Here is a 21,007-nt window from a genome sequence, read left to right on the forward strand (position 1 = left end):
ATTGTATGGGCTGATTTTATGGACGGTATATCGTCGTCACAGCCTGCGAGGGCTGTGTGGATTGAAATATCGATGGGGAATCACAAGAGGAGGTTGGCAAAAGTCACAGCCTGCGAGGGCTGTGTGGATTGAAATCATCACCTGAAGGCCATGAGGTCGGCAGGACTGGTTGTCACAGCCTGCGAGGGCTGTGTGGATTGAAATACTGGAAGAAATACAAAATGAATATGATGATTAGTCACAGCCTGCGAGGGCTGTGTGGATTGAAATCAGATTGGCTTGAACAAGAGGTACATAGTGTAGGTCACAGCCTGCGAGGGCTGTGTGGATTGAAATTCCAGTAGGGCAATCCTGGCCTCTATCTCTTTGGTCACAGCCTGCGAGGGCTGTGTGGATTGAAATCCCTGTCTTTGTCGCATAGTACCATTTCCCGGCAAGTCACAGCCTGCGAGGGCTGTGTGGATTGAAATATCCTAACCACTTCACTGACTCGGCAGCCTGTAGCGTCACAGCCTGCGAGGGCTGTGTGGATTGAAATACGAAGGAAAAGACGGAGGATTACAGGAAGAACCGTCACAGCCTGCGAGGGCTGTGTGGATTGAAATGCTCCACAGAATGCGGACCAGGCACTTGCTGTCATAGTCACAGCCTGCGAGGGCTGTGTGGATTGAAATACTGCAACACCTTCGAAATGCTGCGCTCCAAGCGTCACAGCCTGCGAGGGCTGTGTGGATTGAAATGTGCACTCGGCAAGTGCCGGTGTGGCCTGCACCGCAGTCACAGCCTGCGAGGGTTGTGTGGATTGAAATACACAATACCAGAGGCATAGTTCCGTACCATACTGTCACAGTCTGTGAGGGTTGTGTGGATTGAAATGTGACACCTGTCATGATGGCATGTGGAGCAAGTGAGTCACAGCCTGTGAGGGCTGTGTGGATTGAAATCATCTACCTTTTTAATGCGTTTATTTGGTTCAGATTGTCACAGCCTGCGAAGGCTGGATGATTTTATCTTGCAAAGGCCGCAAAATCACGTATTTGTTCGAAAGATGTTTTAAATGAAAAATTTTTTATATTCAGGAGTGAACGGTGTAGAAAAATCAGTATTATACAGAACTCCACATAATCATGATATCGGCAATAAAAAGATGGTATATGCATTGTATCACAAAGCAAATCCCTTAAGGGCTGTAGCTCTTAAGGGATTCTTTTCCGCAGGAAAACAGTTAGGACTAACACTTGTTAATTCCTTTCTGCACCTACACCTGCCAATATAAAACAATAACCAAAAACAAATCCTACCCTTCTAAGAAAAACAATTTTAAAAAATCTCTTCCTCCCAGATACAATATCCTATTCCGGTTCCTGCATCAAAACCACCCGTGAAGCATACTCCCCACCCCTATGGATGCAGTTGTGTGCAACCCGCATTTCCACGCTGTTGAACCCATCTTTGGTATTTCTGTTAGGAAAGATGAAATTGCTGGCGCTGGAGGTTATGGTGACCCGCAGCCGGTGCCCTTTTAAAAATGTATGTGACAGTTTGGTGGTCCGTATACGGACCGGATAAATGGTTCCAGGTTCCATGAACTCAGGAAAATGAAACTGGTTGCGGTATCGTACACTGATGACGCCATCGGCCAGCTTCATGGAACGGCCGTCCTCATCCACGTCCGTGATGCGTACCACAAGGTCCGTATCCACACAATCGGATGAAAGGTAAAGCTCAGCGCAGGCATCTCCCGTGATGGTAAGGTCCTGGGATAATATGTCGGTGGAATAGCACAGTATATCAGGCCGCTGTTCTTCCGCAGCGTAATCGCCGGGCACCTCCAGTTCGTTTTCGGACATGTCAACCAGGTGGACTGTCGGATTTTTCGGGTCATAGATATAGGAATCCAGGGAAGGAGTAAGGGGGGCATTCGGGGACAGGCAGCCTTTGTTTCCTGTCCCGGCATTCTCATGACTGCCGTCCAGATACAGGCTCAGTTCTTTTGTCCCGGGTACAGGCCAGTTTTTTGCGGTTTTCCACTGGTTGGTGCCCATTGTGTAATACTCCACGGCTGGTGTGCGGTCAATTCCATTTTCCACACCCTTCAGGTAATGCTCCAGCCAGGCCAGGCATATCAGGTCCATATCGTAGCGCAGTGCGTTGTTTCCAAGGGCGAAGCCGTGGATATCGTAGTTGGCATTGCCTGAGTGCATCCAGGGTCCAAGGATTACCTTTTTCTCCTGGTAATCATGGTATAAATCCAGGGCTTCAGTTGTTCCCATCCCATTGTCATCAAACCATCCCGACATAATCAGCGCCGGTACACGGAGGGATTTGGTGCGCTCCTTCCAGTTCCCCCGCTGCCACAGCTCATCATAGTCCATGTGTTCAAACCATTTTTTCAGGAACGGGATATCGTATCCCAGGGCTTTTGGCGCCAGTTCTTCCAGGGGTCGGATATCCAGGACCTCATCCCAGTCATCACGGGCCATCAGCAATGGATTGGCGCGCTGGCCGGAAACCATGAAGGCCCAGGCCAGCATGCCTGAGTTAAAGCAGCCTCCCCTTCTTGGAACATCGATGAACGGGCTTCCGGCACAGACACTGCTGAGCATGGCCTTTAAATGTGGGTTACCGCTGGCGGCAGCGGCCCACTGGACATATCCAAGATAAGAGCCTCCGGTCATTCCCACATTTCCATCACTCCAGGTCTGGGCGCTGATCCAAGTCAGGGTATCATCGCCGTCCTCCACTTCGTAGTACATGGGAAGCCATTCGCCTTCACTGTCCTCCCTCCCCCTTACATCCTGAATCACCACGGCATAGCCGCGCTGTACGAAACGGAAATAGGAGGATGCCCCGGCACCTTTTCCGTACGGGGTGCGGATTAATACTGCCGGGATTCTTTCCGGCACCTTTCCTGGTGTCTGATTCCCATTGTTTTCTTCGGTTACAGTGACCGCAGGAAGATAGATGTCTGCTGCCAGGCGGACTTGGTCCCGCATGGGAATCGTGACCGTTACAGGCGGTTTTACCGCATAAAGGGGAGAACGGTTTATATCTGTCCATTGCTTAAGGATTGTCCTGTCCTCAAGCCCGTCCCTTACCAGGACTGCGCATTGGTCACGGTAGGGGGTGACGAATGCTGCGATAGTCCCGGATTCAAGTATCAGGTCCTTGGGGAATTTTATATTACGTTGTACATATGCATCTTTATCTTTTTTTTCAAATATTTCACCCCGGGGGGTTATGAACCGTTTATAGGAAGATGGCCCGGCCGTACAGGAAGCCGCCCTGGCCGTACAGGAAGCTGTCCCATCCATGCAGTCGTCCGCCCCATCTGCGCACCCCCGCACCCCGGCCTCATAGTCCTTCAGCCCAAGAAGCGCTTCCCGCACATCCATCTTCCCCAGTTCCCTGTACCAGTTGTTCCCGCTTTCAAGCTCCTGCCAGTCATCCAGCCGGCCTGTATATACATCCAGCGGCCTGTGATAGACGCGGCCGTTTCTATTTTCCAATACTCCGTATAGTATTCCGGACAGATAAAAATTCCATTGCTCCATATGCACACTCCTTACGCGCCGATGATGAACCGGATCAGATAAGCAACCATGATACCTACATAGTTTCCGCAGACGCCGCCGAGAACCCCCATGAGCAGCCCCACGCTGACCAGACGGTTCCATCTGGCGCTGGATGCCACCAGGGATGCGGTGGTACCGTCTGCAATGGCTCCGGTAATGCCAAGGATGACATACTCATATGGGACCTTGAACATCCTGGAAAGGAACAGGTGAAGCCCGATGCTTCCCACAATGACGCAGAAGCAGAAGAGGGTAATGGTTATGGTGGAACCGAAGAAGGAGGCCAGGTCCACGCTGAAACCGATGATGGACAGATACATAAGGCCAAAGAACAGGCCAAGGTTCAGGTTCCCTCTCAGCCTCCCCACAGCCGGAATCTGTGCGGCTGCAATGGAGAGGGTGGATATCAGGAGAATCCTGCCCGCGCTGGCAAAGTCAGACGGCAGGAAGGATGCCAGCCTGGTGGAAATGGTGACAACGGTAACCGAGACAGCCAGAAGACACGCAATATCCTGGATGCTCCATTTCTGCTCGGCCATCAGTATAGGTTCTTCATTGTCGCCAATGCGCTCCTCGTCCGTCAGGTGGTAGGGCCAGAATTTTTTCAGGAATTTTATGTTCTGGAACAGGGCTGGGGCCGCGAACATCAGGAACAGGGTGGGCATGCCGATGACATAATCCGCTGCGTTGGCGGCGGCAATGGTTTCATTGGCAGCATTAAGGCCCACTGCGATGGCGGTGAGATTGGCACTGCCGCCTGTATAGGTTCCCACGAACATGCCGGCGATTTTCCAGCCCTCAAACATCTTGCTGCCAAATACAGCGCCAAAGGCCGTGGCTACCAGGCAGACGCTGAAGACGGCGCATACCAGGGCCACCAGGGCCTTGCCTGAAAGCTTTGCCAGTTCCTTGAGGTTGATATTCAGAAGATAGATGGAAATGGACATGGGGACACAGTATGTAATCACCACACCGTACACGTCCTGATAGCCAGGCACAATGCGGAGGTTGACCAGCGTCAGGCCAATGAGGATGACCGTTAAAGCCGGACCCACATATTTGAATACCCTGAACCGCTGTACCCACAGGGAAAATGCCACCATTACTAAGATTACTGTTAATAATTCATCGGTTGTCTGGAACATGGGGAATTGCATAATCGTACCTCTTTCGTTATTTGTTATACCGGCATTTCATTTCCCGGATCCTACAGGTTAAGGGTTACGCCAAATCCAGGCTTGTCAAACAGTGTGAAGGTATCCTTATCCCGGACAAAGCCGCCTTCCACCGGGTTTGCGCTGTAGTACAGGAAACTGTCACAGTCCGCTTCGGTCACGTTCTTCTTGGCGGCCACCAGGCTCAGCCCGGCGGTGATTGCCAGTTTTGTCTCAAGCATGCAGCCCACCATGCAGGTGACCCCGTTTGCCTCGGCAATGGCATTAATCTTGGCAGCCGGATACAGGCCTCCGCATTTCATCAGCTTGATGTTGAGTATGTCGGCGGCCTGAAGGCGGCAGGCCCTGGCAGCGTCCACAGGCTCATGGATGGATTCATCCAGCATGATTTGGATCCCATTGACCTTCCTGCGGATGAATGCCGAACCTTCCATATCCCAGTGGGGCAGGCACTGTTCCACTGCCTCTATCCCGTATTCCTTAAATCCTTCAAGGGCGCAGACCGCATCGGATACGCTGTAGCCCTGATTGGCATCCACCCGCAGGCGGACATCCATGCCAACTGCCTTCCGGATCAGCTTCATGGTGCGGATATCCTCTTTATAGTCAATGCCGGCCTTTATTTTAAGTATATGCCAGCCATCCTCCGTTACCAGCCTGCGGGCCTCGGCCGCCATGGATTCCGGCGTGCTGATGCCGATGGTGATGTCGTTCTGTATTACATTGCTGTAACCGCCCAGGAGTTTGTATACCGGCTGTCCCAGGGCTTTTCCCATCAAATCGTACATGGCCAGGTCCACGGCGCATTTTGCAGCGCCATTTCCAACAATCAGGCCATCCATCATTGCGTGTACGGCCTCGATATCCATGGGGTTCATTCCCATCAGTCCTTGCCTGAACAGTTCCAGCACGGCAATGACGCCGTCCACGGTCTCACCGGTGACCGGGGCAAACGGGGAGGCCTCGCCGTATCCCACCAGTCCCTGGTCCACGGTTACCTGGACCAGCACGCTTTCCAAATAGCTGACCGTTGCAAATGCTACCTTCACAGGTTCTTTTAACGGAATCTGTACTTTTTCGATTTTCATATCTGTAATCTTCATCTTTATCCTCCTGAATTATGGTTATATCATAAAAAACTGAAATATTTTCCTATAATTTTACTATAGGTTGAAATATGGGTCAACTGTTTCCGGTTGAAATACGCCAAATCATACATAAAATATCAAAAACTGCCATGAATATTCTTGCACAAGTGCGGGGAAACCGTTAAAATAGGGGGTAATGAGAAAAAAGGAGCCGGATATGCTGGGTACGAATATCAGAGAATACCGTAAAAATAAGAAACTTACCATTAAGGAGCTGTCAGAACGCACAGGACTGTCCATCGGATACATTTCCCAGGTGGAACGGGAGGAGGCGGAGCCGTCCCTGTCATCCCTGCGTAAAATCGCCAGGGAGTTTGATGTCCCTGTCTATGTACTGATGGATGACCATAAGAATGCACATAACCTGACCATACGCAGGGAGGAAAGGCTGTCTGCGCGCATAAAAAAAAGCAGCGTGGAATATGAATTCCTGACGCCGCTTCCTTCACCGAATTTTTCGCCTAAAACGCTGATGATAAGGGCCATCCTTGAGCCATGTTCCAGGGACACGGAAATCCCCATTGTCCATCACAGCGAGGAAACCCTCCTTGTGCTGAAAGGAACCCTGACCGTTGTGGCAGGGGATGTGACCATTGTGCTCAATGAAGGCGATACAACCATCATTGAGGAAGATTTACCCCATACGTGCATCAATGACACCGCGGATTATGTGGAGGTGCTTTCCACCATCACGCCTCCTGTGTGGGGAACCCTGCATTTTCCAGGATAGGGGAAATCCATAATCCGTAGAACAAAAATTGTTAGTATTGTACAAAAAAATTGCATCAATATGTGATAATATTAACATTGATTTTCAGGCCAATCGTTGTTATATTGTTAAAGTATCTATTGTTCTTTGAAAAATCATATCTATATAGCTGTTTAAAACATAGCTGGGACCACGCGGCATACGAGTACTACGTTGTTTGACATAGTACGGTGCCTGCCAGGCGTATGAACGCCGGGCTGCGCCGGCGGTATCATATATACCGTCATGAGTATGAGGGTGCATCGTGGACACCCGTGCCGCCGGCAGTATACCAGTCATATAGTCTATGAAGCAAAGATTGTTTAGGAATTTACATCAGGAGGTAAGTATGAGAGGAACCCTGTTAGTAAAAAACGTTAAGCATCTTGTGACATGTGACGCAAATGACAGACTGCTTGACGGAGTGGATGTGTTCATCCGGGACGGAGTGATTGAGGCAATCGGCCCGGTGGAAGAAACAGCAGAGGATGTGATTGACGCATCTAATATGGTGATGTATCCAGGTCTTATCAATACACACCATCATTTATATCAGACCTTCAGCCGCAATTTACCGCAGGTACAGAACATGGAATTATTTCCATGGCTGAAAACTTTATATGAGATTTGGAAACACGTGGATGAGGACGTGGTTTATTACAGTTCGCTTACAGGAATGGGTGAACTGTTAAAGACCGGGTGCACTACCTGTCTGGACCATCACTATGTGTTCCCGAAGGACACGGGAATGTCTCTTCTGGACGCCCAGTTTGGGGCGGCTGACGCCCTTGGCATGCGTTTTCACGCCACCAGGGGAAGCATGGACCTGAGCGTGAAGGACGGCGGGCTGCCTCCGGACACCGTGGTCCAGACCGTGGATGAGATATTAAAGGATTCGGAAGAAGCAGTGAAAAAGTACCATGACAGCAGCCGGTATTCCATGCACCAGGTGGCCCTTGCCCCCTGTTCACCCTTCAGTGTGACTGGCGAACTTCTTAGGGAGTCCGCTGTACTGGCAAGGAAGCTTAAGGTACGGCTCCACACCCATCTGGCGGAGACAAAGGATGAAGAGCAGTTTACACTGTCCCATTTCGGGATGCGGCCATTGGCTTATATGGAGAGCCTTGGCTGGATTGGGCCGGATGTATGGTATGCCCATGGAATCCATTTTAATGACGAGGAGTTAAAGCTCCTTGCCGGCACGGGAACCGGGGTTGCCCATTGCCCGGTTTCTAACATGAAGCTGTCATCCGGCGTTGCATCCATTCCAAGGATGCTGGAACTGGGGGTTCCCACGGGACTGGCCGTGGACGGTTCCGCCAGCAATGACGGTTCCAACCTGCTGGAAGAGATGCGTGTGGCTTATCTGCTGCACCGCTTAACCTGGAGCCAGAAGGCGCCTTCTGGCTATGAGATCCTTAAGATGGCAACCAGGGGGAGCGCCAGGATTCTTGGACGGGATGAACTGGGACAGATTGCAGTGGGAATGGCCGCTGACTTTTTCCTGGTGGATATGGAGCGCATCGAGATGGTGGGCGCCCAGTTTGACCCGGCGTCCGTGCTTTCAACCGTTGGCCTTAAGGGCAGCGTGGATTACACGGTGGTGGACGGCCAGATCGTGGTCAGGGATGGACGGCTGGCCTGTGTGGATGAGGACAGGATTGTGGAGAAAGCCAATGCAGTTGTAAGGGAATATATCAATCGGTAAGGATTTCCCAACCGCCAGAACAGAGCGGCCGGGAATGCAGCCGCTCTGTCATCATATGAGAATAGAGAGGTATGACGATAGATATGGATAAGACGATTAAAACGAAATCATTTGCAAAGGTAACTGAATTAAATGGAATGCCCCGTTTCCTGGAGGCGCTTCCCCTGGCAGTCCAGCATGTGGTTGCCATGATTGTGGGATGTGTGACCCCGGCCATCATCCTTGCCGGTGTGACCGGCCTGGGGGCATCTGAACAGATCATACTGATTCAGTCAGCACTTCTGATTTCAGGCATAGCCACACTTTTACAGCTGTTCCCGCTGGGCCGGTTCTGCGGTTCCGGGCTGCCTGTGATCATGGGCGCCAGCTTTGCCTACATACCGCTGTTAATCTCCCTTGGAAGCCGGTTTGACCTGCCCACCATATTCGGCGCGCAGCTGGCAGGGGGCCTGGGGGCCGTGGCTGTCGGACTGTTTTATAAAAAGCTTACAAAGCTGTTCCCGCCCTTGGTGACAGGCACGGTGGTATTTACCATTGGATTATCCCTGTATCCAACCGCTGTCAGCTACATGGCAGGCGGCACGGGCGCTGAGGATTTCGGAAGTCCCAGAAACTGGATGGTGGCCATTGTCACCCTGGCCATTGTATTGTTCTTTAATTATTTTACCAAAGGGATTTGTAAACTGGCTTCCATCCTTATGGGAATGATATTCGGATATATTGCAGCCCTGGCCATGGGAATGGTATCCTTTGAAAATGTGGGCGCAGCAGGCTGGTTCCAGTTTACCATGCCCATGCACTTTGGCATGAAGTTTGAACTAACTTCCATCATTTCCATGTTAATCATGTATGTGGTCAGTTCGGTGGAGGCAATCGGAGACTTTACTTCCACGGCAGGAGGCGGCCTTGACAGGGAGCCTACCAGGCGTGAGATGTGCGGCGGTATCATCGGCAATGGGATTGCCAGCATCATAGGCGCCTTCATGGGAGGCCTGCCAACAGCAACCTTCAGCCAGAACGTGGGAATCGTAATCATGACCAGGGTGGTGAACCGGTGCGTCCTGGGACTGGCCGCCGTCATTATCCTGGCAGCGGGCTTCATACCCAAGTTTGCGTCCCTTCTCACCACCATTCCGTCCTGCGTGCTGGGAGGCGCCACGGTGTCCGTGTTTGCCATGATAACCATGACAGGAATCAAGCTGATCACAAAGGAAAAGCTGACAGCCAGGAATACATCCGTGGTCGGCATTGCAGTAGCGCTGGGAATCGGCGTAATCCAGGCCAACGGCTGTCTGGCCCTGTTCCCTGACTGGGCAAAGACCATATTCGGGGAATCAGCGGTTGTGATAGCTACCATCACTGCCGTGACGCTGAACCTGATTCTTCCTGAGGAGGAAACACAGGAGGAAGAGGTACAGGAGAATGCGGTGCAGATGAATGTGTCATAGTGATGGGGCATGGATGTGTTAGCATAATACAGGATGGATGTACTATGATAATGCGGTAAGGATATGTCATCATAATGCGGTAGGGATCAATGTATTAAAATAATACTGAAAATGCAGGAAGAGGTGTCGTTTCTTCCTGCATTTTTGTTAACTGTTCTGACAGAAGTACCTATATACGATATCAGGAATCATGTTAAGCAGCTTTTGGGGATTATCTGCCATCCGCTTTCGCACCGTCCCCTCCAATCACACCTCTGCAAACTGCGCATGATAAAGCTGCTCATAATACCCCTTTTTCCCAAGCAGTTCCTCATGGTTTCCCTGTTCCACGATATTGCCGTCCCGCATCACAAGGATTAAATCCGCATTGCGGATGGTGGACAGGCGGTGGGCAATCACAAAGGAAGTGCGTCCTTTCATGATGTTCTGCATGGCGTCCTGAAGCATGTGCTCCAAACGGGTGTCAACCGAGCTGGTTGCCTCGTCCAGGATAAGGATGGGCGGGTCGCACAGCACGGCCCGTGCAATGGTTAAAAGCTGTTTCTCGCCCTGGGAAATGTTGCTGGACTCTTCATTCAATATCATGTCATAGCCTTCCGGCAGTGTCTTGATGAAGTGATGGACATTGGCGATTTTTGCGGCCCGGATCACATCGGCGTCCGTGGCATCATCCTTGCCGTAGGCAATATTGTCCCGGATGGTTCCCTTGAACAGCCAGGTATCCTGAAGCACCATGCCGAATTTGGAGCGGAGGTCCTTGCGTTTCATGTGGCGGATGTCAATGCCGTCTATGAGGATGGCGCCCCCGGTTACATCATAGAACCGCATCAGCAGGTTAATCAGGGTGGTTTTCCCCACTCCGGTAGGTCCTACGATGGCAACCATCTGCCCGCTTTTTACCTGGGCATTCAGCCCCTGAAGCAGCGGCTTCTCCGGTGTGTAGGAGAAGTGTACATTTTCAAATGTCACGTTTCCTTCCACATGCTCCGGCGCTGCCTGACAGTGTTCGTCCTCCGGTTCTTCCTCCTCGTTTAAGAATTCAAATACCCTGTGCACGGCGGCAGCAGAGGACTGGAGGGCGGATGACAGCTGTGTCATCTGGGACAATGGCTGGTTGACCTGCCAGATATAACGGATGAAAGCCTGCAGCTGTCCAACGGCAATGACCCCGGACAAGGCGTACAGCGCGCCCATGATGGCGATGCAGCCAATGCCCACATAGGTGATGAAGGATACCAGGGGAGACATAAGGCCGCTGATGAACTGGGCCTTGAATCCGTTCTGGCAGAGTTCGCTGTTGGCAGCCATGAAGTCAGCCAGGGCATCCTCCTGTTTGCCGAAGAGCTTGATTTCATTAAATCCGGTAAAGCTTTCCTGAACCACGCCGCTCAGGCTGCCCAGGGAGTTCTGCTGTTTTTCGAACAGGGGCTGGGATTTTTTTACAATCATCTTGGAAATGACCATGGAGCCAACGATGATCAGCATGGAGGCTAGGGCCATCTTCCACTGGATGGAGAACATCATGGCAACAGCCAGGGTCAGCCCTAAGATGGCGTTCAGTATCTGGGCAAAGCTTTGCTGCAGGGCATTGGATATGGTTTCCATGTCGTTGCTGACCCGGCTCATGGTATCCCCCAGGGGATGCTGGTCAAAGTAGGCGATGGGCAGCCGCCTGATCTTGCTCTCCACATCGTTCCTCAAATCCACCATGGCGCTCTGGATGGCATCGGTTAAAAGGAACTGATAGGAGCAGTTGCAGATGGCTCCCGTGACATAGACAAGCAGCAAAACTGCCACAATCCTGTATATGACCGTGAAATTCACCCCGTGTCCGGCTGTCACATCCTGAAACAGCTGGGTGGTTATCATGCCTTCCAAAGTAGGGCTTAAGGCTATGAGACATGAGGCAGCTATTATCAACAGGATGGCCCCGGTAATCTTAAAGCGGTATTTTTTCAGGTATGGGATCAGGCGTCTCATTCCTGTGGTGTTCATTTTCATGCTAATTCCTCCTCTGACAGCTGGCTTAAGGCGATTTCATGGTAAATACTGCAGGTTTTAAGCAGCTCCCTGTGGGTGCCCATCCCAACCACCGCGCCCTCGTTCAGCACGATGATTCTGGTTGCATCCATGATGGATGTGACCCTTTGGGCCACAATCAGGGTAATGGCGTCTTTTGTTTCATACTTCAGCTGTTTTCTCAGGTTGGCGTCTGTTTTAAAGTCCAGGGCGGAAAATGAATCGTCAAATATATAGATGTCAGGCTTGCGCACGACGGCCCTGGCAATACTGAGCCTCTGGCGCTGGCCGCCGGATACGTTGCCCCCGCCTTCTTCAATCATTTCCTCAAACTGTTTTGGCTTTTCCGTGATGAAATCATAAGCCTGGGCCACCTTGGCAGAGTGCTCCACCTCGGACTTTCCTGCATCGTGTTTCCCGTAGCGGATATTTTCATTGATACTGCCTGTGAACAGCAGCGCCTTCTGGGGAATGAAGCCGATTTTTTCCCGCAGCGCCTTCAGGTCGTATCTGCGCACATCCACATTGTCGATGCGGATGCTGCCGGAGCTGATGTCGTAAAACCTGGGAATCAGGTTGATCAGGGTGCTTTTTCCGCTTCCCGTGCTGCCGATGAAGGCAATGGTATCCCCACGTCCGGCCTCAAAGGTAATGTCCCGGAGGACCGGCGCCTCACCGTCCGGATACTGGAAGGACACGTGGTCAAATACCAGGGTGCCGCTGCCATCTCCATCGGTTACCGGATTCCTGGGATTTTGGATAAGGGGTTCCTCATCTAACAGTTCCTTGATTCTCCTGGCGCTTATTTCAGCCCTGGGATACATGACGAATACCAGGGAAAACATCATCATGGAGAACATGGCGTGGAACATGTATTCCTGGAAAGCCACCAGGTTGCCCACCTGAAGGCTTCCCATGTCAATCAGCCTGCTGGACAGGACAAAGACAATGGAAACAGCCAGGTTTAAGAGCAGGAAAAAGGATGGCTGGGTCACGGACATGAGTTTGAACAGCTTTTTTGCATTGGCGGCGTAGTCCTCATTGGCCTGGTCAAACCGTCCTGTCTCGTATTCGTCCTTACAGAATGCGCGGATGACCCTGACCCCGGTCAGGTTCTCCCTGGTAATCCTGTTTAACTTATCCAGTCCCTTCTGCTGCCTGGTGCTGATTGGGTTGCTGGTCCTGGCAATCAGATATACACCAAGGCAGATGATGGGCACACAGCCGCCGATGACCATGGAAAGGGTCATACTGGTGCGGATGACCATGAACATGCTGATGATGATCATGACAGGGGTCAGCAGGGCCGTGCGCAGGATGATGTTGATGAACTGCATCAGGATGAATGCGTCATTTGTGGTCCTTGTTATCATGCTGGATATGCCGAACTTGTTGTACTCGGTGTGGGAAAACTCCTGGGCCTTGCTAAAGATATCATTGCGGATATCCCTGGTTACCCGGGAGCTGACCAGGGAACTGCAATAGGCCAGCAGCACGTTTCCAATGCCCCCTGCAACGGCCACGGCCAGGATGGCGGCGCCCATTTTGTAGATGTAAGCGCGGTCATTTAATATGATGCCGTTGTCTATCATACGGGATACGATGGTGGGGATGCCAAGCTCGGCCGTGGCAAATCCCAGGATGGCCAGGAGGTTGAAGAATACGTAAATTTTATAGCGTTTTAAATAATGTAGAATCAGATGCATCTGAACACTCTCCTTTGGATTTGGGTGGTATGAAGGTATCATTACCCTGGATAACCGTATTATTGTATCCTATAGGGTAACCCGATAGTCAAGAGGTATTCTTTAAGGTATTGTTTATGGTATTCCTTCTTTTTTAAGAGAGAATTTCTAAGAATTACTTGAAATCATGATGACGATTGATTATGATAGAAGTGTAAAAGAAAGCACCCACTCCAATAGTGGATGCTCCCAAAGTTAAGGTTTAGATGTCCTTACGGACACCGCCCATCCTGTGGTCGAGACAGGGTGGGCATTTTATTTTTGCTTGTAATTGTATATAATTGATAAAAAAATTAACCACAAGTTCAGAAATCACGACAAAATTACTTAAATCACGGTTTTCCCCCACCCTGTTTTCTGCTATGATGGAAACACCAGAAAAGATAGGAGGGGTTTTATTATGAAGAAAAAACTGGCACTATTGTTAGCATGTACCATGGCGCTGAGCCTTACCGCATGCGGCGGAGGAAAGGCGGCAGATCCCACCACGGCGGCTCCGGCCACCACGGCTGCAACTGAGGCAGCGGGGGAGGAGAGCAAGGAGGCGGCAGCGGATACCACGGCGGCAGAGGCAGCCGGAGGCGGCATGGACGCCCTGATTGAAGCGGCCAAGGCCGAGGGCGAACTGACTGTATATGGTTCCTGTGAGGAGGAATACCTGTCGGCTGCATGCCAGAACTTTGAGAAGCTGTACGGAATCAAGACAAAGTATCAGAGACTTTCCACTTCAGAAGTTTATACCAAGATTTCTGAGGAGGCGGGTAAACCTTCTGCCGATGTTTGGTTTGGCGGAACCACGGATCCTTATAATGAGGCGGTTGCAGACGGACTGCTGATGCAGTATGACGCAATCAACGCCAAGAACCTGATTAATGACAATTACAAAGATCCTACCGACTGCTGGTATGGAATCTACAAAGGCATCCTGGGCTTCATGGTGAACACGGAGGAGCTGGACCGTTTAGGACTGGAAGCCCCCAAGACATGGGATGACCTTACAAAGGAAGAGTACAAGGGCTTAATCATGCTGTCCAACCCCAATACGGCAGGAACAGCTAAGCTGCTCATCAACACCATGGTTCAGATGAAGGGCCATGACGAGGCAATGGAATATTTCAAGAAGCTGGACAAGAACATTTCCCAGTACACCAAGTCCGGTTCCGGCCCATCCAAGATGGTAGGCCCAGGCGAGTGTGTCATCGGTATCGGCTTCCTTCATGACGGCATTTACCAGATCCTTCAGGGATATGACAATATCCAGTTAATTGTACCGGAAGACGGAACCTCCTTCGAGGTTGGCGCTACCGCGATCTTCAATGGCTGCACCCATCCAAACGCTGCCAAGCTGTGGATTGAGTACGCACTGTCTCCTGACTGTGTGGACCATGCAAAAGAGAACGGCTCCTACCAGTTCCTGGTGCTGAGCAACGCAACCCAGCCTGAAGAAGCAACCAAGTTCGGCCTGGATATGAATAATACCATTGATTATGATTTTGAGGATGCAAAGGAAAACAGCTCCAAGTACGTGGAAGATTTCTTTGAGGCCCTGGGAAGCTCTGCAGACAGTGCGGACAGCAGCCGTTTCCTGACAGAATAAGGTAAGGATTTCAGAAAAATGATAGAATAGGTTGACAGGATAGTGCTGCGTAATGCGCCAGAACGTACATTACGCAGCATTTTCTCCTTTGATGCCTGTGCAGATGGGGGCGCCCGGGCGTTCCCGGATAGAAATGGGGGCGCCCGGGCGTTCCCGGATAGAAATGGGGCGCCTTAAGGTGGCCCGGATAGAAAGGGGGGCCTTTACGTGGCCAGAAAACAAAGCGCGCAGCTAGAGCGCAAGAAATTTTTCTCAGACCCCATCCTGGTGGGCATGATCGTGGTGCTGCTCATCTTCCTGGCGCTGTTCATCCTGTATCCTCTTCTGATGCTTCTGGTGGACAGCTTCCGTACCGAGGAGGGCGGTGTCACACTGGATGTGTTTAAGCGGGTCCTGAGTCTGGAACGGTTCCAGAAGGCATTTAAAAATACGGTGGTGCTGGGGCTGATTACCGGGTTTACCTCCACGGCCATCGGTCTTTTGTTTGCTTATGTGGAGGTGTATGTAAAGCTTAAGACAAAAATCCTGGAAAAGCTGTTTTCGCTGGTGTCCATGCTTCCGGTGGTGTCCCCGCCTTTCGTGCTATCCCTTTCCATGATCATGCTGTTCGGGCGCAGCGGAATCATTACCAGGTCACTTTTGGGCATCTATGATTCCAATGTATATGGGCTAAAGGGAATCGCCATTGTACAGACACTGACCTTTTTCCCGGTGTGCTATCTGATGCTAAAGGGGCTTTTAAAGAACATAGACCCATCCCTTGAGGAGGCCACCAGGGATATGGGGGCCAGCAGATGGAAGGTATTTACCAGTGTGACCTTCCCGCTTCTCCTTCCCGGCCTGGGCAATGCGTTCCTGGTTACCTTCATCGAGTCCGTGGCGGACTTTGCAAACCCCATGCTGATTGGCGGTTCCTATGATACCCTGGCAACCACCATCTATCTGCAGGTCACGGGCGCCTATGACTCCACGGGAGCAGCTGCCATGGCCGTGGTGCTTCTGTCACTGACCGTTGTGCTGTTCCTGATACAGAAGTATTACCTGGAGAAAAAGACAGCCGCCACCCTTACGGGCAAGGCTTCCCGCATGAGGATGCTGATTGAGGACAGGAGCGTGACCGTGCCCCTTACCATATTCTGCGGGCTGGTGGCCGCCTTCGTGCTGTTAATGTATATCATGGTCCCCTTCGGCGCAATGTTCACCCTCTGGGGCAGGGATTACAGCCTGAGCCTTAAGTGGTTCCAGTACATGTTCAAGACCAGCGGCCTGAAGGCATTTAAGGATTCCTTTGTGCTGTCGGCCATTGCAGCGCCCCTGACCGCGTTTTTATCCATGGTGATTTCCTACCTTGTGGTGAAGAAGAAGTTCAAGGCCAAGGGATTCATTGAGTTTGTTTCCATGCTGGCCATGGCGGTGCCGGGTACTGTTTTAGGTATCGGATACATCCGCGGCTATGCAAGGGGACTGTTCGGCACCGGGGTCATGAGCAGTCTTTATGGAAGCGGGCTTATCCTGATCATCGTGTTCATTGTGCGAAGCCTTCCCACCGGTACCAGGAGCGGTATCTCCGCCCTGCGCCAGATTGACAAGTCCATTGAGGAATCCGCATATGACATGGGGGCCAACTCGGCCAAGGTATTCATGACAGTGACCCTTCCGCTGATAAAGGATTCTTTCTTCAGCGGCCTTGTAACGGCATTCGTGCGGAGCATCACGGCTATTTCCGCCATCATCCTGCTGGTGACGCCGGACTTCCTGCTGATTACCTGCCAGATTAACGAGCAGGCGGAAAAAGGGAATTACGGCGTGGCCTGTGCATATGCAACCGTACTGATTATCATTACATACGGCGCTGTGCTGCTTATGGATACGATGATGAAGTTCTTTGGTGTCAGCAGGAAGATTAAGGCTGAGGAATAGGAGGATAATAACATGGAAAAACAGAAAAAGGGCGTCCGTCTGGACCACATTTCCAAGATATATACAGACCCCAAGACGGGGAAGGAGTTTTACGCGGTACAGGATACCACGCTGGATATTGAGCCGGGTTCCTTCGTGACCCTGCTGGGACCGTCCGGCTGCGGCAAGACCACTACGCTGCGCATGATCGCGGGGTTTGAAAGCCCGGATGAGGGGGATATCTATCTGGGGGATGAGAATATCAATGCGCTGACACCGAACAAAAGGGATACGGCCATGGTATTCCAGAGCTACGCCCTCCTGCCGCATATCAATGTATTTGACAACGTGGCCTATGGCCTTAAGATACGCAAGCTTCCCAAGGAAGAAATCCATGAGAGGGTCATGAACATACTTAAGCTGGTGGAGATGGATGGCATGGAGTCACGTATGACCAACCAGCTGTCCGGCGGACAGCAGCAGCGTGTGGCGCTGGCAAGGGCTTTGGTGATTGAACCCAGCGTGCTGCTGTTTGATGAACCTTTGAGCAACCTGGACGCCAAGCTGCGGGTGACCATGCGGACGGAAATCCGCAAGATCCAGCAGAAGGTGGGCATCACGGCCATCTACGTGACCCACGACCAGTCCGAGGCCATGAGCATTTCCGATAAGATCATCATCATGAGCCAGGGCAGGGTGGAGCAGATCGGTACGCCCAGGGAGATTTATTACCACCCATCCTCCCGGTTCGTGGCTGACTTTATCGGCGAGGCCAACTTCCTGGATGCAAAGGTGAAGTCCGTAAACGGGGAAAAGGCTGTGATTGATGTGGTGGGACAGGAGCTGGAGGTCAATAATTTTGCCCATGCGGCTCCCGGCGAGGACGCCACCCTGGTCATCCGGCCGGAGGGGGCCACCCTGGCGGAACAGGGGCTTTTGGAGGCAACGGTAAGCCTTTCCACCTTCATGGGCTCCTACCAGTACTATGAGGTCATGGTGGGGAACATGATGATCCAGATAACGGATTATAATCCGGTGAACCGGAGGATTTACGAGGTGGGCGAGAAGGCGTATCTGGATTTCGACCCCAAGGGGGTTTACATTCTTTCGGCTGGTTGATACAATTAAGTGTATGGACATTCATCCGCTTATGAAGGCCGGGAGGCACTGGAAACTAATGAAAAAGAATTGGAACCTATATGTGGCAGCCATCGGTATTGCCCTTTGTCTCGCAGGATGCGCGGGCGGGGGGACCGGGGCTGCCGGTGAGACGGATGAGGCGCTGGTTATCTACTGCCCTCATCCGTTGGAGTTTATAAACCCCATCGTGTCTGAGTTTGAGGGCAGGACAGGGGTGAAGACCTTTGTGCAGACCGGGGGGACCGGGGAACTGCTTTCCATGGTGGAGGAGCACAGGGAACCGGCCTGCGACATATTCTGGGGCGGCTCCCTTTCCACCACCATGCCCAGGCAGGAGCTGTTTGAGCCTTATGTGAATGGGAATGAGGATATGGTCAGGGATGAGTTTAAGAACCGGGAGGGCAATTTAAGCCGGTTCACGGACGTGCCCAGCGTCCTTATGGTGAATACCAACCTGATTGGGGACACGGTGGTGGAGGGGTATGAGGACCTGTTAAAGCCGGAGCTGAAAGGGAAGATTGCCATGTGCAACCCGTCCACCTCATCCTCTGCCTATGAGCATCTGATTAATATGCTTTACGCCATGGGAAAGGGGAATCCCGAGGATGGATGGGATTACGTGGAGCAGTTTGTAAGGAACCTGGACGGCTGCCTTCTTGGCGGCTCCGCGGATGTGTACCAGGGAGTGGCTGAAGGACGGTTCGTGGTGGGGCTTACCTTTGAGGAAGGGGCAGCCCATTATGTGGCGGACGGGGAGCCGGTCCGGCTGGTGTACATGAAGGAGGGCGTCATCTCCACACCGGATGTGGTCTGTATCGTGAAGGGAAGCAGGCGCCTGGCGGAAGCGGAGGAATTTGTGGATTTTGTCACTGGAAAGGACGCCCAGACAATGATTGCGGACCGTCTGGACCGACGTTCGGTGCGAAAGGATGTGGACGAGCCGGAGTATCTGCCGGATAAGGACGGGCTGCACATTATCTATGATGACCTGGATGTGGTGAACCGTAACAAACAGCAGTGGCTGGAGCGGTTTGCCGGAATCTACCGGTCCGTGGCAGGCGGAGGGGAGACCGGATGAAAAAAGAGAAGTATTTCAGGGACGAACTTCAGCACATGTTCATCTCCTATGCCATTGTCCCGGCCGTGATATTCACATTGCTCTGCGGGATGGTGTTCATGGTAGCCCTTATCCATGGGAGAAGGAGCATTACCGTGTCCGACAACAGCTATGTGGCAGGGGAACTGGAACGGGTCCTGGGACGGTACGAGGAGGGCCTGGTCCGCCTGGCCGGGCAGCCGGATCTGTTTACAGGCACCCTGGATACACGGGGGAAGGCCAGGATATTTGAAGGGTTTTACGGGATGACCAACGGCCTGGAGATAAAAGGAAACCTTTATATGCTGGACAGGGACAGGAACATCCTGCTGTCCAGCCAGCCGGGACGGCCTGAATATCTGGATGTGAAGGAGGGGACCTCCTGGGGCATATTCTGGCACATGGACAACCGGCCCGGTCAGACAGCCGTGAAGCTGGCAGATGGGTGGAAGGGACAGCAGGGCGCGGTTGTCCTTGGACGCAGCGTGGAGCGGGAGGGACAGACCGTGGGGTATGTGGTGTGTTCCATTCCCAGCAGCCAGATGCAGCAGGTGCTGGACCGTCTGGAGACACAGACCATCATCACGGATTCCTATGGCTGGGTATACGCGGGCAGCAACTATAATTTCATTAACAAAAGCAACCAGGTCCTGGGCGTCCTCACACGGGCGGGGCGGTTTCTGTCCCATGACAGGCAGATGTACCTGGTGTCAAGGCAGCAGGCCTACCGGCGTCTGTTCCAGGTCTATTCCATCTCAGACATCCAGAACATTGTCATTTCCCTGTCCTTAAGCAGCATGCTGGTGATTACGGCGCTGATCCTCATGACCCTGTGGATGCTGCTGCGGTCCAGGAAGGTGACGGAGAAAAAGACAGAGGACTTTTACCGGATACTGGATGTGATGGAGAACGCCAGGACAGGCAACCTGGAAACCTCCATCCAGATTGACAGCGATAATGAGTTCCGTATTATCGCGGATGCGTATAATGAGACAATTGCCAGCCTGAAGACCCAGATGGAGAATAACCGGAAGATGACCGAACTGGTTGCCATGTCCCAGAACAAACAGCTGGAATCCCAGTTCAACCCCCATTTTCTTTATAATACACTGGAAAACATTCGGTACATGTGCAAGCTGGAGCCGGCCACGGCAGAGCGTATGGTATTCTCCCTGTCCAACCTCCTGCGTTACAGCCTGGACGGGAGCAAGGACCAGGTGACGCTGAAGGAGGATCTGGAACACCTGGAGAATTACCTGACCATCCTAAAGCGCAGGTTCGGTTCCAGGCTGGAATACCAGATAGAGGTGGAACCCGAAGCCATGGACTGCAGGATACCAAAGCTGGTCCTCCAGCCCATGATTGAGAACGCGGTTAAATACGGGTTCGGCAACCAGTTAAACCTGAGGGTGGAGCTGAAGGCATATATCCACCAGGGAAACCTGATGATGATATGCCGTGACGACGGGGTGGGGATTCCCCAGGAGAATTTAAGCGAGCTGAACGCCATGCTGGAGCAGAAGGAGAATACCAGCAGGCATTCAGGGCTTTACAACATACACCGGAGGATTGCAATCCTGTATGGACGGCCCTACGGGGTGGAAATCAGAAGTACGGAGGGGCATGGGACCACCCTGGTGGTGACCCTGCCTGCTGACCGGGAACCGTTATGAATAAACCGGGCCGGGCGCCTGAAAAGGGAGGAAAAT

13 protein-coding genes and 1 CRISPR repeat array (1 of these 14 running past the window's edge) are annotated in these 21,007 nt (G+C 52.1%); of the genes, 8 read left to right on the forward strand and 5 right to left on the reverse strand.

The features are described from left to right. Positions 1-944: a CRISPR direct-repeat array (repeat unit 33 nt; unit sequence GTCACAGCCTGCGAGGGCTGTGTGGATTGAAAT); it begins 367 nt to the left of the window's first position. A 408-nt stretch (positions 945-1,352) separates the two neighbouring features. Genes MCJ35_RS02555 through MCJ35_RS02565 form a run of 3 tightly spaced genes read right to left on the reverse strand, consistent with a single transcriptional unit; the run spans position 1,353 to position 5,853 of the window. Beyond that, positions 1,353-3,554: a CocE/NonD family hydrolase gene (locus MCJ35_RS02555; protein ID WP_240299339.1), complete on the reverse strand. Its 2,202-nt coding sequence runs from the start codon at positions 3,552-3,554 to the stop codon at positions 1,353-1,355. A gap of 11 nt (positions 3,555-3,565) precedes the next feature. Continuing rightward, positions 3,566-4,732: a DUF819 family protein gene (locus tag MCJ35_RS02560; RefSeq protein WP_008721786.1), complete on the reverse strand. Its 1,167-nt coding sequence runs from the start codon at positions 4,730-4,732 to the stop codon at positions 3,566-3,568. Between the two features lie 50 nt (positions 4,733-4,782). After that, positions 4,783-5,853: a mandelate racemase/muconate lactonizing enzyme family protein gene (locus MCJ35_RS02565; protein ID WP_025483159.1), complete on the reverse strand. Its 1,071-nt coding sequence runs from the start codon at positions 5,851-5,853 to the stop codon at positions 4,783-4,785. Between the two features lie 181 nt (positions 5,854-6,034). Here MCJ35_RS02565 and MCJ35_RS02570 point away from each other — a divergent pair, with 181 nt between their 5' ends. The 3 genes from MCJ35_RS02570 (at position 6,035) to MCJ35_RS02580 (ending at position 9,802) form a co-directional block, all read left to right on the forward strand. Further along, the gene (locus MCJ35_RS02570) at positions 6,035-6,628 is read left to right on the forward strand and encodes a helix-turn-helix domain-containing protein (RefSeq protein ID WP_240299340.1); all 594 of its coding nucleotides are present in this window, start codon (positions 6,035-6,037) and stop codon (positions 6,626-6,628) included. Between the two features lie 367 nt (positions 6,629-6,995). Further along, positions 6,996-8,354: an 8-oxoguanine deaminase gene (locus tag MCJ35_RS02575; protein ID WP_025483156.1), complete on the forward strand. Its 1,359-nt coding sequence runs from the start codon at positions 6,996-6,998 to the stop codon at positions 8,352-8,354. 71 nt (positions 8,355-8,425) lie between these two features. Beyond that, positions 8,426-9,802: a uracil-xanthine permease family protein gene (locus tag MCJ35_RS02580; protein ID WP_227795326.1), complete on the forward strand. Its 1,377-nt coding sequence runs from the start codon at positions 8,426-8,428 to the stop codon at positions 9,800-9,802. Positions 9,803-10,048: 246 nt separating this feature from the next. On the opposite strand, the gene MCJ35_RS02585 is transcribed toward MCJ35_RS02580, so the two are convergent. Beyond that, complete coding sequence (locus MCJ35_RS02585; RefSeq protein ID WP_025483154.1) at positions 10,049-11,803, reverse strand: ABC transporter ATP-binding protein; 1,755 nt, start codon at positions 11,801-11,803, stop codon at positions 10,049-10,051. Continuing rightward, a complete protein-coding gene (locus MCJ35_RS02590; protein WP_025483152.1) occupies positions 11,800-13,527 on the reverse strand; it encodes an ABC transporter ATP-binding protein in 1,728 nt (575 codons plus the stop codon). Before MCJ35_RS02590 ends, MCJ35_RS02585 begins: the two co-directional genes overlap by 4 nt. A 439-nt stretch (positions 13,528-13,966) precedes the next feature. Here MCJ35_RS02590 and MCJ35_RS02595 point away from each other — a divergent pair, with 439 nt between their 5' ends. The 5 genes from MCJ35_RS02595 (at position 13,967) to MCJ35_RS02615 (ending at position 20,971) form a co-directional block, all read left to right on the forward strand. Next, a complete protein-coding gene (locus MCJ35_RS02595; RefSeq protein ID WP_120057160.1) occupies positions 13,967-15,163 on the forward strand; it encodes an ABC transporter substrate-binding protein in 1,197 nt (398 codons plus the stop codon). A 207-nt stretch (positions 15,164-15,370) separates the two neighbouring features. After that, on the forward strand, positions 15,371-17,083 hold the full coding sequence (locus tag MCJ35_RS02600; RefSeq protein ID WP_025483150.1) for an ABC transporter permease: 1,713 nt from the start codon (positions 15,371-15,373) through the stop codon (positions 17,081-17,083). A gap of 12 nt (positions 17,084-17,095) precedes the next feature. After that, complete coding sequence (locus MCJ35_RS02605; RefSeq protein ID WP_008721803.1) at positions 17,096-18,181, forward strand: ABC transporter ATP-binding protein; 1,086 nt, start codon at positions 17,096-17,098, stop codon at positions 18,179-18,181. 58 nt (positions 18,182-18,239) lie between these two features. Next, positions 18,240-19,280, forward strand: a complete 1,041-nt coding sequence (locus tag MCJ35_RS02610; protein WP_025483148.1) for an extracellular solute-binding protein — start codon at positions 18,240-18,242, stop codon at positions 19,278-19,280. Beyond that, on the forward strand, positions 19,277-20,971 hold the full coding sequence (locus MCJ35_RS02615) for a sensor histidine kinase (RefSeq protein WP_025483146.1): 1,695 nt from the start codon (positions 19,277-19,279) through the stop codon (positions 20,969-20,971). Before MCJ35_RS02610 ends, MCJ35_RS02615 begins: the two co-directional genes overlap by 4 nt. The last annotated feature ends 36 nt before the right edge of the window (positions 20,972-21,007 follow it).

Source organism: Enterocloster sp. OA13 (assembly GCF_022440595.1).
GTDB classification, from domain to species: Bacteria; Bacillota; Clostridia; order Lachnospirales; family Lachnospiraceae; genus Enterocloster; species Enterocloster hominis.